Origin of the sequence: Fontisubflavum oceani (assembly GCF_030407165.1) — a bacterium.
Lineage (GTDB): Bacteria > Pseudomonadota > Alphaproteobacteria > Rhodobacterales > Rhodobacteraceae > Rhodophyticola > Rhodophyticola oceani.
Map to the genome: position 1 here is coordinate 206370 of NZ_CP129111.1, position 12224 is coordinate 218593.

General features: G+C 62.2%; 13 protein-coding genes and 1 pseudogene. 6 read left to right on the top strand and 8 right to left on the bottom strand.

The features are described 5' to 3' along the window. The first annotated feature begins 96 nt into the window (after positions 1-96). The 3 genes and pseudogenes from QTA57_RS01060 to QTA57_RS01070 all read left to right on the top strand — a co-directional run bounded on the left by QTA57_RS01060 (position 97) and on the right by QTA57_RS01070 (position 3339). Positions 97-1313: pseudogene (locus QTA57_RS01060) on the top strand (multidrug effflux MFS transporter). Between the two features lie 100 nt (positions 1314-1413). Further along, complete coding sequence (locus tag QTA57_RS01065; protein WP_290153203.1) at positions 1414-2811, top strand: helix-turn-helix domain-containing protein; 1398 nt, start codon at positions 1414-1416, stop codon at positions 2809-2811. Positions 2812-2865: 54 nt separating this feature from the next. Then, positions 2866-3339 carry a CoxG family protein gene (locus tag QTA57_RS01070; protein WP_290153204.1) on the top strand — a complete coding sequence of 158 codons (474 nt, stop codon included), beginning with the start codon at positions 2866-2868 and terminating at the stop codon, positions 3337-3339. On the opposite strand, the gene QTA57_RS01075 is transcribed toward QTA57_RS01070, so the two are convergent. The 6 genes from QTA57_RS01075 to QTA57_RS01100 all read right to left on the bottom strand — a co-directional run bounded on the left by QTA57_RS01075 (position 3336) and on the right by QTA57_RS01100 (position 7318). Then, positions 3336-3635: a hypothetical protein gene (locus tag QTA57_RS01075; RefSeq protein ID WP_290153205.1), complete on the bottom strand. Its 300-nt coding sequence runs from the start codon at positions 3633-3635 to the stop codon at positions 3336-3338. The genes QTA57_RS01070 and QTA57_RS01075 overlap by 4 nt on opposite strands. A 163-nt stretch (positions 3636-3798) precedes the next feature. After that, on the bottom strand, positions 3799-4038 hold the full coding sequence (locus tag QTA57_RS01080) for a YdcH family protein (protein WP_290153206.1): 240 nt from the start codon (positions 4036-4038) through the stop codon (positions 3799-3801). Between the two features lie 77 nt (positions 4039-4115). Further along, positions 4116-4709, bottom strand: coding sequence for a thermonuclease family protein (locus QTA57_RS01085; protein ID WP_290153207.1), 594 nt, complete (start codon positions 4707-4709; stop codon positions 4116-4118). A 154-nt stretch (positions 4710-4863) separates the two neighbouring features. Next, the gene (locus QTA57_RS01090; RefSeq protein ID WP_290153208.1) at positions 4864-5553 is read right to left on the bottom strand and encodes an HAD family hydrolase; all 690 of its coding nucleotides are present in this window, start codon (positions 5551-5553) and stop codon (positions 4864-4866) included. Between the two features lie 194 nt (positions 5554-5747). Further along, positions 5748-6671 (bottom strand): DMT family transporter, encoded by a 924-nt coding sequence (locus tag QTA57_RS01095; protein WP_253261145.1) that lies wholly within the window; start codon positions 6669-6671, stop codon positions 5748-5750. A gap of 41 nt (positions 6672-6712) precedes the next feature. Beyond that, entirely contained in the window at positions 6713-7318 is a 606-nt protein-coding gene (locus QTA57_RS01100) for a LysE/ArgO family amino acid transporter (protein ID WP_290153209.1), read from the bottom strand. Between the two features lie 91 nt (positions 7319-7409). Between QTA57_RS01100 and QTA57_RS01105 the strand changes: the two genes are divergently transcribed. After that, on the top strand, positions 7410-8294 hold the full coding sequence (locus QTA57_RS01105; protein ID WP_290153210.1) for a LysR family transcriptional regulator ArgP: 885 nt from the start codon (positions 7410-7412) through the stop codon (positions 8292-8294). A 49-nt stretch (positions 8295-8343) separates the two neighbouring features. Here QTA57_RS01105 and QTA57_RS01110 read toward each other — a convergent pair whose 3' ends face one another. Continuing rightward, complete coding sequence (locus QTA57_RS01110) at positions 8344-9084, bottom strand: YebC/PmpR family DNA-binding transcriptional regulator (protein WP_145211599.1); 741 nt, start codon at positions 9082-9084, stop codon at positions 8344-8346. 177 nt (positions 9085-9261) lie between these two features. Here QTA57_RS01110 and QTA57_RS01115 point away from each other — a divergent pair, with 177 nt between their 5' ends. Both QTA57_RS01115 and QTA57_RS01120 read left to right on the top strand, forming a co-directional pair. Next, the gene (locus QTA57_RS01115; RefSeq protein WP_290153211.1) at positions 9262-10005 is read left to right on the top strand and encodes a 1-(5-phosphoribosyl)-5-[(5-phosphoribosylamino)methylideneamino]imidazole-4-carboxamide isomerase; all 744 of its coding nucleotides are present in this window, start codon (positions 9262-9264) and stop codon (positions 10003-10005) included. Positions 10006-10037: 32 nt separating this feature from the next. Further along, positions 10038-11813 (top strand): SLC13 family permease, encoded by a 1776-nt coding sequence (locus QTA57_RS01120; RefSeq protein ID WP_290153212.1) that lies wholly within the window; start codon positions 10038-10040, stop codon positions 11811-11813. Between the two features lie 24 nt (positions 11814-11837). Here QTA57_RS01120 and QTA57_RS01125 read toward each other — a convergent pair whose 3' ends face one another. Next, positions 11838-12212, bottom strand: a complete 375-nt coding sequence (locus tag QTA57_RS01125) for a hypothetical protein (RefSeq protein ID WP_290153213.1) — start codon at positions 12210-12212, stop codon at positions 11838-11840. Between the last annotated feature and the right edge of the window lie 12 nt (positions 12213-12224).

A 12224-nucleotide genomic window follows, 5' to 3' on the forward strand; every position in this document is an offset into this window, starting at 1 on the left:
CACTGTAATATTGCAAACTCGCAAATACCCAAGATGCACAGCCGCCTGTGCATCCGCGCCATGGACAAGCTCCGGGCTGCGACATAGACCTCTCATATGAGTTCGCGGCCGACTGTCCGGTTTTTAGACCGGACAACCCCTCCACATATCTTCACCCTCATCGTGCTGACCGGGCTCGGCGCGTTGTCGATGAACCTGTTTCTGCCCTCGCTGCCCAATATGTCGGTCTATTTCGACACCGACTATAGGGTGATGCAGCTCTCGGTCGCGGGCTATCTTGGCATGAACGCCGTGCTGCAACTGATCGTCGGCCCAATCTCTGACCGCTATGGGCGCAGGCCCGTCCTGCTCTGGGGTCTGGGCATCTTCATTCTCGCCACAATCGGCTGCGTCTTTGCCACCACGGTCGAGATATTCCTGGTGTTCCGCATGATCCAGGCAACCGTTGTGGTCGGCATGGTTCTGGGCCGGGCCGTCGTCCGCGATATGGTCCCACAGGAAGAAGCCGCATCGATGATCGGTTATGTCACCATGGGGATGGCGATTGTCCCGATGATCGGTCCGGTCTTTGGCGGCATCATGGATGAAACCCTCGGCTGGCAGTCGACCTTCTGGCTCCTGGCCATCCTCGGCATAATGGTCTGGGCCCTCATCTGGCGCGATTTGGGAGAGACGGCCGCCCTCAAAGCCACGAGTTTCAGGGCACAATTCGCCGAATACCCCGAATTGCTCGCTTCGCGTCGGTTCTGGGGGTATTGCCTCGCCGCCGCCTTCGCCTCGGGCGCGTTTTTCGCTTATCTCGGCGGTGCGCCTTATGTCGGGTCCGAAGTCTTTGGCCTCTCGCCCGCGATGGTTGGCTTCTTCTTCGGCGCCCCGGCTGTGGGCTATTTCTTCGGCAATTTCGTCTCTGGTCGCTACTCGGTCCGCGTCGGCATCAACGCGATGATCCTTTGGGGCGCGATTATCTCGGCAACCGGCGTTTTCCTCTCGCTCTTGTTCTTCTTAGGCGGGGTGCAGACGGCGCCGATCTTCTTTGGCTTCATGACCTTTGTCGGCCTCGGCAATGGCATGGTCCTGCCCAACGCCACATCCGGCATGTTGTCTGTCCGGCCCCATCTGGCGGGCACGGCCTCCGTCTTGGCGGGGCCTTCATGATTGGCGGCGGCGCGGCCCTCTCGGCATTGGCCGGCACACTTTTGACCGAAGGCCGCGGGGCCTTTCCGCTGATTTGGATCATGCTGATCACGGCCCTCTTGGCCGTGGCCTCGATCATTTACACCATCCGCCGCGAGCGGCAGGTTTCTGGCCTCTGAAGCAACGCGAAACGCGCGAGGCTCACCGGCCCCTTCCAAAACACACGACCACCGGGTAGATTTGCAAACTGATCTGCAAATTCTGCAAACCGAGGGTCATATGGCCGTTCAGAAACTCTATGCCGGGGCCAAGCTCCGCGAACTCCGCACCCGCCTTGGCCTGACGCAGAAGGATTTCGCCGCCAAGCTGGGCGTCTCTCTCCCGTACCTCAATCAAATGGAGAACAACAACCGCCCGGTCTCGACCACGGTTGTCCTCGGCTTGGCGCAGGAATTCGGCTTCGACGTCACTGAACTCAGCACCGGTGATGCCGAACGTCTGGTCTCTGACATGCGCGAGGCACTGGCCGATCCGGTCTTTACCGACAGCACCCCGCCGCTGGCCGATCTGCGCCTGGCGGCCTCCAACGCCCCCGCCCTCGCCCGCGCCTTTCTCGACCTGCATCGCAGCTATCGTCAGACCCACGAACGCCTCGCTTCGCTGGACGAAGCGCTTGGCCAAAGCGGCACACCCACCGCCGCCTCCCCCTGGGAAGAGGTGCGCGATTTCTTCCACTATTGTGACAATTACATCGACGCGATGGACCGCGCCGCCGAACGCTTCGCGGCGCAGGCCACCTCCGATCTCGCCAGCCATACCGAGGAACTGCTCCGCGCTCGTGGCATCACCATCCGCCGTGCGGCGGGCGAAGGCGTCCGCCACTATGACACAGCCTCGCGCACCCTCACCCTCTCGCCCCGCGCCGCGCCTGAAACCCAACGCTTCCAACTGCTCCACCAATATGCGCTTCTGGAACAGGCCCAACTTCTGGAGGCCACGCTCGATCTCGCCCGGTTCCAATCCGACACCGCGCGGGCCATCGCGCAGATCGGCATGGCCAACTATTTCGCTGGCGCGGTGCTCATGCCCTATACCCGCTTCGCAGAAGCCGCCGCCGAGACCCGCCATGATCTTGAACGGCTCTCGATCCAATTCGACGCCTCGATCGAGCAAATCGCCCATCGGCTCTCGACCCTGCAACGCCCGGGCGCCAAGGGCGTGCCGTTTTTCTTCACCCGGGTGGATCAGGCCGGTACGATCACCAAACGCCACTCTGCCACCCGGCTGCAATTCGCGCGTTTCGGCGGGGCCTGTCCGCTCTGGAATGTGCATAGCGCCTTTGAAACGCCGGGCCGGTTCTTGCGGCAACTGGCCGAAACCCCCGATGGCGTCCGCTATGTGATCCTCGCCCGCGACGTTTCCAAAACCGGCGGTGCCTGGAACAGCCCGACCCGGCGCTATGCGATCTCGCTTGGCTGCGAGGTGAAACATGCCGGCGCGCTGGTCTATGCCGATGGGCTGGACCTGACGAGCGCCAGCAGCTTCCAACCGATTGGCATCTCCTGCCGGATTTGCGAACGGGTTGGCTGTCACCAACGCTCGGTCCCGCCGCTTGAACGCAAGCTCAGCGTCGATCCGAACCATCGCGACACCCTGCCATATGAGATCGAACGTTGACGCGGCCCGCGCCTGCGCTCTACTCCTGATCAGACCGCCTGGAGGAGACGTTTCATGGAATTACACGCCACCCGCACCATCGCCGCCGACCGCGCCACGGTCTGGGCCGCGTTGAACGATGCCGAAACCCTGAAAGCCTGCATTCCCGGCTGCGAAGAGCTGACCGGATCGCCGGAAGAGGGGTTCTCCGCCGTGGTCAAACAGAAGGTCGGCCCGGTGAAAGCCACGTTCAAAGGGGAGGTCACGCTCAGCGATATCGTGCCCGAAACAAGCTATACGATCTCTGGCGAGGGCAAAGGCGGGGTGGCCGGTTTTGCCAAAGGTGGTGCAGAGGTTACGCTCAGCGATGCCGAGGGCGGCGGCACCGATCTGCATTATGACGTGGACGCCAAAGTCGGCGGCAAAATCGCCCAACTCGGCTCGCGCCTGATCGACAGTTTCGCCCGGAAAATGGCCGATCAGTTCTTCGAGAACTTTCAGGCACAAGTCGAAGGCACCGACGACGACCAGGACGCTGAGACCGCTTAACCCCGGCGCACCAAAGGACTTATCGATCCAACATAGATCAGCGCTCCGCCGAATAGGATCAGGGGCAGCGGGATCAGGACCATCACCTGCCAAACGGCCAGAGCGTCAAAATACACTCCCGCGAACAACCCTGCGGCGACAACCAATCCGCCGCCGAGACGCTCATATCGAAACGCGACAGCGACCAGGATGGCCAGCCCAACCCAGGGCAGGGCATTGGGGCTATTTCTCAGCACACCGCCCGCCTGTTCCGCCCCGGAGAGCAGCGCGAAGATGAACCAGATCAGGCAAAACACCCCCAATCCGACCCGCGCAACATAACGGAGGCCTCTTACAAACCTGATCTGTGGGGGATCTGGTTGGGACACTCTTGCACCCTGAAAACCTGCGTCGCTTGGCAAACCGCCGCATGTCACGACCGGCAGGTAGAACGCGCCATGCAGCGCTTGGGACCTCCGGTCAGGCCTTCGCCAACATCGCCGCGATCTGATCTTTCAAATGCATCCGCTCTTTCCGCATCTGCACCTGGGCCAGGTTATCGCAGGGTTCCACGCCTGTCTCTGCGCGGTGCACGGCACGGTTCACCTCGTGATAGTCCTTCATCAGCTTGGCAAAATGCTTATCGGTGGTCTTGAGCATATGAATCTGCTCGACCTTATCCGGGAATTCCTCGGCCAATTCATGTGGGGTGTGGGACATACGGGTTTCCTCCTGCATGCTGCGTGCGACTCAATTGGTAGCACTTGCGCCCGCGCTCCGATTTGACGGAAATCAAGTCATCCGCGCGGCGCGCGCCATCCTGCGGCTTCGGCCTCGGCAATGGTGCAAAACCAACGCTCGCCGCGCGCTAGGTCGATCCGCGTTCGGCCATAAGATCGGCTCCCAGGCACATGATAAATTCGACCGTTGTCCGAGATATTGCCCTTGATCGCGCAGCCCGCCGCCACATCTGATAGCGGCGCGGCGCGGCCCGCGCGATGGTCGGCGGGGGCGCTCCACGCACCGGCCCACAATCCAACGCCAGCCGCCCGGGCCGCGTCCTCTTGCGCCGCATAGGCCATCGAATACCGCCGATAGGCCCGCGCCATGCCACCGCTGACCAACCAGTCGCCCAGATCCTGCCCTGTCCCAGTGGCGCAGCGCGCCAAAAGCCGGCCATAGCGGTCGATTTCGTCCCCCACGCAGTTCACAACGGCACCGTATGTTTCCGCCGCCACTTGCGCCGCGACCCAGGCCCCGCAGGCCCAGTCATCTCCATTCGCTCGGCGACAGCTTTGATCCTGCTCCGGTGCGTCGATCCCATCTAGTCGGACCACCCGCCCGTCCAGACGCAGAGTATCTCCATCGACGATTTCGACAGCCCCGCGCAACGCCTCCGCTCCGCCAGGGGAGAGCGTGAACAGATACAGGGTGGCAAGAATGCAAACAAAGCGTGAACATTTTCTCATGCCCCCCATCAACCGCGACGCGATCCGGCACAAGGTAAATCTTACGGAAAGGTTAACTATCGGGGCTGCAGCGGCGTTATTCCGCCACCATCATTGGCAGACCGCGCCACGTTTCAATCACCCGATCTACCCGCAGGATCGGTGCCCGCACGATCGGGGGATCAAAGCGCTCGGTTTCTGCCAAAACGCCGGGATAGGCCAAGCAGGGCAGGCCCGCCTCCCGCGCGGCCTCCGCCGTCGCGGGTGTATCGACAATGGCCACCGCCTGCTTTGGTGCCAATCCCAGCTCCGTCAGCGCCAGCACCATTGCCTCGGGGTCTGGCGCCATCCGGCGGACATCGCTGCGCAGAATGATCCTGTCAAACGGAATGCCCGCCCGCGCCCGCGCTGTCGCTTTCAAAAGCGCCTCGACGGGCTCGGCTTCGGACCGGCTGACCAAGACAATCGGCAGCCGCGCCTTCGCCGCCCAACGCAGCACCGCATCGACACCCGGGCGAAGCGGAATGCCATCGGCCAACCGCGCCGCGAACAGACGCTGATGCGTGACGTCCAGCCGCGCCGCATCCACCTCCATGCCGAGATAATCCGCGAAGCGGGCCGCCAATTGCCAATCGCCGCCGGGGCGCATCAATTCGGCATAGACATCCCAGGACCAGTCCCAGCCAACGCCATGTATCCGAAAGGCCGCATTCCAGGCCTGCCGGTCCAAATCCGCGCACTCCACCAAGCTGCCGAGCCCGCCAAAAATCACTGCTTTCGGTGCCATCATCAACCCTCCGCCCTATAACCGGGGAGGAGACTGGCGCGCAACGCAACCGTCGCGTTAGAATTGCCGCGTCGCAGCAGAGGGTTTTGGTCTCGCAATGGGCGCTGCCACAAGACGCTGCCTCATTTCTGAGCATGGCAAAGACCGCCTCCTAGCGCTCAGAGAGCGCATAATCTTCTAAAAGAAACAGAATGTTAACCTTTGGTCTGCGACACAGCCGGGGTGACATTGCGCCGCCGCAAGACCGCCTCGCGCCAGGTCATGAAACTGATCGCCGCGATGATCAATCCGCCCCCCGCGATCACCCAAATATCCACCGGCTCGGCAAAGACCAAGGCGCCCAAAGCCGTGGCCCAAACCAACTGCAAGAACGTGACCGGCTGCGTGACCGTCAAAGGCGCCGCCGCAAAGGCCAGCGTCATCGTATAGTGCCCCGCCGTCGCAAACACCGCGACCAGGAAGAGCCACCCCAACTGCTCCCACGTGACCGGCACCCAGACCGCCCAGGCAAACGGCGCCAGGCAAATCGTGACCGTGATCGAGAGCATGCCCACCACCACCGCCGCATCGACCTCATCGGCCATGATTTTCGCCACCAGATACCCAACGGCAAAACTCGCCGCCGTGATCAGCATCGCAAAATGCCCGGGGCTAAGTTCTCGAAACCCGGGCCGCAAGATGATTAAGGCGCCGACCAGAGCCACAACAATCGCCAAGATCCGTCGCACCGCCATCCGCTCACCCAGAAAGAAGACCGCGAGAATGCTGACATAAACCGGGCTCAGATAATTCATCGCCGTGACCTCGGCGATCGGGATCTGCGTCATCGCATAGAACCAGCAAATCACCCCCCCGGTATGGGCAACACCGCGCAAGCCAAAAAGGCCGATCGCCCGGCGGCTCAACTGCGCCCGCAGGATCGGCCGGATCATCGGGATCAGAAACACCAGCCCCAAAACATAACGCAGAAAGGCGGATTGCGCGGGCGGCACATCGGAGCCTACGACCTTCACAATCGCGGTGACGGCCACAAAACAAGCCCCTGTGACCAACATCCAAAACACCCCCATCAGGGGGCGGGTCGTCGGCTTTTCAAGGGTTTGAGCGGCATCGGCCATGACCGCCAAAGAACCCTATCGCCCGGGCGGCTGCAAGCCGGTCAGATCAGAAAGATCAGCTTATACGCAATCGCCCACATCACCAGGCCAACAAAGACGTCCAGAATCTGCCAAGCGCGGGGCCGCGCGAAAAGCGGCGCCAAAAGCTGCGCGCCATAGCCGAGGGAGAAGAAAAATACGAAGCTGGATGTCACCGCGCCGGCCCCAAACCAAACCGCGTTCTCGCCATATTGGGTGGAGATCGAGCCCAATAAGACCACTGTGTCCAAATACACATGCGGGTTCAGCCAGGTCAGCGCCAGAACCGTCAGGATCGTCGCGCGCAAACTGCCGACCCCATCGCGCCCCACAGCAAGTGCGTCGGCACCCTTCCAAGCCGCCCAAAAGGCCTTGGCGCCATAGACAATCAGGAACGCTGCCCCGCCATACCGAAAAGCCGGGGTCAGCCAGGGCAAGGCCTCGGCCACAACCGAAAAGGAACTCACGCCCAGGGCAATCAGAAGCGCGTCGGAGACGGCGCAGGTCAGGCAGACCGCGAAGACATGCGCCCGCCGGATACCTTGCCGGAGCACAAAGGCGTTTTGCGCCCCGATGGCGAGGATCAGGCTGAACCCGAGGGCAAAGCCGGGCAGGAAGGCAGTGGTCATATCGCGCTCTCGCTCTTGGCAACCCGCCCCGGTTAGGCCATAGGCTATCATAAGACCAGTTACGTTTTCTGAAGCCACATTAGAATTACCAATGATCGATACCCACGCCCTGATGGCGCTTTCCGCGGTCCTGCGCTCCGGCTCGTTCGAGGGTGCAGCGGCCGAGTTGAACATCACCCAATCCGCCGTTTCGCAGCGGGTGAAGGCGCTGGAAGAGCGGCTCGGCACAGTGCTGATCCGCCGGACCCGGCCTGCAAGTGCAACCAGGGCGGGCGCGCGGCTCTTGCGCCATGCCGAAGAGGTTGGCTTGCTGGAAAAAACGCTCGCCGCCGATCTCAAAGGTCTTTTGCCCGATCCGGCAACGCCGCTTCGGATCGCGGTGAATGCCGACAGTTTGGCCAGTTGGGCCATGCCAGCCTTGGCCGCCGTGCCCGGCTTTCTCTACCACTTGGAGATTGATGATCAGGACCACTCCGCCGATTGGCTGAAGCGGGGCGAGGTCTCGGCGGCGGTGACGGCGGGAGAGTCCGTGGTGCCCGGTTGCGATGCCTTCCCGCTCGGGTCCCTCCGCTATATCGCCACCTGCGCCCCCGATTTTGCCGCCACGTGGTTTGCCGATGGCGTGACCGCCGAGGCGCTGGCCAAAGCTCCGGCCCTGACCTTCAACTCCAAAGACCGTTTGCAGCAGAGATGGGCGGAACAGATCACCGGCTCGAAGATCGCGCTTCCGACCCATTTCCTGGCCTCAAGCCATGGATTTGTCGATGCCGCAAAGCTCGGCATCGGCTGGGGGCTGAACCCTGAAATGATGGTGGAGCAACCGCTGGCCGAGGGCTCGCTCGTGGCGCTTGCGCCCAATCAGGTCTTCGATACGCCGCTCAGTTGGCAGGTGCCTCGGCAGATGGCCGAACCGCTCCGCCCACTGACCCGCGCGATCCGCAAAGCGGCAGCTGCGCATCTGATCCCGGCGAAATAGGTTACAAGAAACGCTAAATTTCGGAATCTTCGTAATCTATTTCTGCGGCTCAAAGCTGCGCCATCACCTCGTCGGAGATGTCGAAATTCGCGGTCACGGTCTGGATGTCGTCGTCATCTTCCAGTGCTTCGATCAACTTCATGAGCTTCTGCGCGCCGTCCAAGTCAAGCTCCGTTGTGGTCGTCGGGCGCCAAACCAGCTTGGTCGACTCACTTTCGCCCAGTTCCGCTTCCAACGCGGTCGAAACCTCGTTCAAATCCGTGTCCGCGCACCAGATCACGTGCCCATCCTCGGAGCTTTCCACATCCTCGGCGCCAGCTTCGATCGCGGCCATCATCACCGTATCCGCATCGCCTACATCCGCCGGGTAGCTCACCTGCCCTTTACGGTCGAACATGAAGGCGACCGACCCGGTCTCGCCCAGATTTCCGCCATGTTTTCCGAAGGTTGACCGCACGGTTGAGGCAGTCCGGTTGCGGTTATCGGTCATCGCCTCGACAATCACCGCAACGCCATTCGGACCATAGCCCTCATAGCGGATTTCATCGTAGTTCTCGGCATCGCCGCCCTGGGATTTCTTGATCGCGCGGTCGATCACATCCTTCGGCACCGACTGCCCCTTGGCCTCTTTCACGGCAAGGCGGAGGCGTGGGTTTTTCTCTGGATCCGGGTCGCCCATCTTGGCGGCGACGGTGATTTCCTTGGCAAGTTTCGAGAACAGCTTGGAGCGCGCCGCGTCCTGCCGCCCCTTCCGGTGCTGAATATTCGCCCATTTTGAATGGCCTGCCATCATCGTCTCCCGCGCAAAATCTTCGGCAGCCCCGTCTATACGGCAGGCCAAGCAGGCTCGGCAATCCCCTGGGCCCGGATTTCGCGCAACGCCGGACTCATCGAGAAACATGCCGTTTTCGAGACCCAAATCCGGCGCAAAACCTGCTAAGCTGTCCTGAGCCGGGAGGAGACTGCCATGATCATCTACCCCACGATTGAACTGCAAAACGGCCATTGTGTGAGCCTCTATCGCGGTCGCCTGGACGAGCCGCAGATCTGGCATGTGGACCCGGTTGCCAAAGCGCAGAGTTTTGCCGAGGCGGGCGCAGAATGGTTGCATGTGACCGATTTCGACTGGGTCGCTGGCGAAGGCGGCAATCAGGATCTGGTGCAGGAGATCATCCGCAGCGCGGGTATCCCGGTGCAGATCGGCGGCGGTTTCCGGTCGCTCGATTCCATTGCCAACTGGATCGATATGGGGGCCGGTCGGGTCGTGGTCGGGACGCTTGCGGCGACCAATTCGGATATCGTCAAGGAGGCGGCAAAACGCTTTCCAGATCAGATCGTTATCGCGCTTGACGTGTTCCAGGGTCAGTTGATGACCGAAGGCTGGCGCAAAAGCTCCGCGATCACACCCGAGGCGTTTCTGGCCGCCTATGAGACCGATCCGCTGGCCGCTGTGATCGTGACCGATATAGATGCGGATGTGGAAGATAGCGACGGGTCGCTCGCGCTGGTCACGCGGCTGGCCGATATGGCGCGCGCGCCGGTGATCGCGCGCGGGCTATCGCGCAGCCTCGATGACATCTCGCGGCTGAAATATGTGCCGCATGTCTCAGGGGCGATTATCGGGCGGGCCCTCTTCGACCGCTCGATCGATCTGGCCGAAGCGCTGGCCGTCGCCAACGCCGTTTCAGGCCGCACGCCCGAGTTTCTCTAGACCCGCGACCGATTGCGTGGGTAACTGCGGCCATGACGGCTGATCAGATTATCCTCTTCGCGCTCTTCGGCGCGGTGTTCGCGCTGCTCCTTTGGGGGCGGTTTCGCTACGATTTGGTGGCGTTTTCCGCCTTGATGGTCGGGGTTTTGCTGGGCGTCGTGCCCTCGGATGCCGCGTTTTCCGGCTTTGGCCATCCCGCAACACTGGTCGTGGCGCTGGTGTTGGTGGTTTCTGCCGGGCTGGTGCGCTCTGGCGCGGTCTTTTTAATCACTCGAACGCTGGTCGATGCCTCCCGCTCGCTTGGCGCCCATATCGCGATTATGGGCGGGGTCGGCGGCGTACTTTCGGCCTTCATGAACAATGTCGCCGCGCTGGCGCTTCTGATGCCGGTCGACATCGCCACGGCGCGGAAAGCGGGCCGGTCGCCCGCCGTTTCGCTGATGCCGCTTAGCTTTGCTACGATCCTTGGCGGCATGGTGACGCTGATCGGGACACCGCCCAATATCATCATCGCCACGATCCGCGAGGACGCACTGGGCGAGCCGTTTCGCATGTTCGATTTTGCCCCCGTGGGCGGGATAGCGGCGATTGCCGGGCTGGCCTTTGTCGCGCTGATCGGCTGGCGATTGATCCCAACGCGGGATAGCGGCGTCGGCGGCGATCGGATGGCCGAGCTGGCCCCCTATATCGCGGAACTGGCGATCCCGGAGGACAGCAAACTGATCGGCACCCGCATTCGGGAGCTCGTGGAGCCAGCGGAAAAGGCCGATGTGGCGATTTTGGGGTTGCTGCGCGACGGCAAACGGCGGTTTGGCACCGGGCGGAACCTGCTTTTGAAAGCCGGCGATATCCTGGTTCTGGAAGCCGCCCCCGAAGCGCTTGACGAGTTCCGCACGGCCTTTTCCCTGCCGTTGGCCCCGGCCGATAACCCCGCGGCGAATGCGCTTGGCGACGGGGTCCACTTGGTTGAGATGGTCGTGCCGGAAGGGGCGCGGATTGCCGGGCGGACGGCCGAAGCCATTGGCCTTGCGTGGCGCAAACGCACGGTCCTGATGGGCATTGCCCGGAAAGGCAAACATATCACCAAACGCCTGCGCAAGACCGAGATTGAGCCGGGCGATATTCTGCTGTTGTTGATCCCATCTGACAGTGTCGATGATGTGGTGGATTGGCTGGGCGGCCTGGCGCTGGCCGACCGCGGTTTGAACGTTACGCAGGACGGTAAGACCTGGCTTGCCATCGGGCTGTTTGGCGGAGCGGTCTTGGCAGCATCGCTCGGGCTGGTCTATCTGCCGATTGCGCTTGGCATTGTGGTGGTGGGCTATGTGCTGACCCGGATTCTGCCGATTGCCGACATCTACGATCATATCGAATGGCCGGTGGTGGTGCTCTTGGGCTCGATGATCCCGCTTGGCGCGGCGCTTGAGAACTCCGGTGGGACCGAGTTGATCGCAGGCGCCCTGGTGTCGCTCACCCAAGGCTTGCCCGCTTGGGCCATTTTGACTGTGCTGATGGTGGTGACGATGACGCTGAGCGACATCTTGAACAACACCGCCACGACCATTGTCGCCGCCCCGGTCGGCATTCAGATGGCCAATACGCTTGGCGTCTCCGCCGACCCATTTCTGATGGCCGTGGCCATTGCAGCCTCGGCGGCATTTCTGACCCCGATTGGACATAAGAACAACACGCTGATCCTGGGACCCGGCGGCTATGGGTTCGGCGATTACTGGCGGATGGGATTGCCGCTCGAGATCATCATTATCGCGGTGTCGATCCCGTCGATCTTGGTGTTCTGGCCGCTCTGAGACATCCGATCAGGGCTGATCGGGTCAATCCTCTGGCAGTGGTGGTGGCGAGGCGAAAGTCCGGGTTCTGCCGGTCTCATCGGTGATGGTGACCGTGGCCAGGGGTGCGATCACGTCGGGGCCGCCAAGTGCGGTGAAGATTTCTTCCAGAATGAAGCGGACCGGATTGGTGCCCGGATCGATCTCAACTGTATAGGCATAAGGTGTTGGGCAGTTTTGCAGTGTGCCGGCCCAGCCGGTTGTCGCCCCTTCGGGTGCCGCGCCGGTGCAGGTGGTGCCGTTTGACATCGGCACGGCGAGGGTGGTGTCGGTCAAGCTGACCGAGAGCGGGCGCGGCGGGGTGGTGGCGCAGGCCGAGAGGCCAAGGGCGACTGCGGAGATCAGGAGCAAGAGGCGCATGGGAAGCTATCC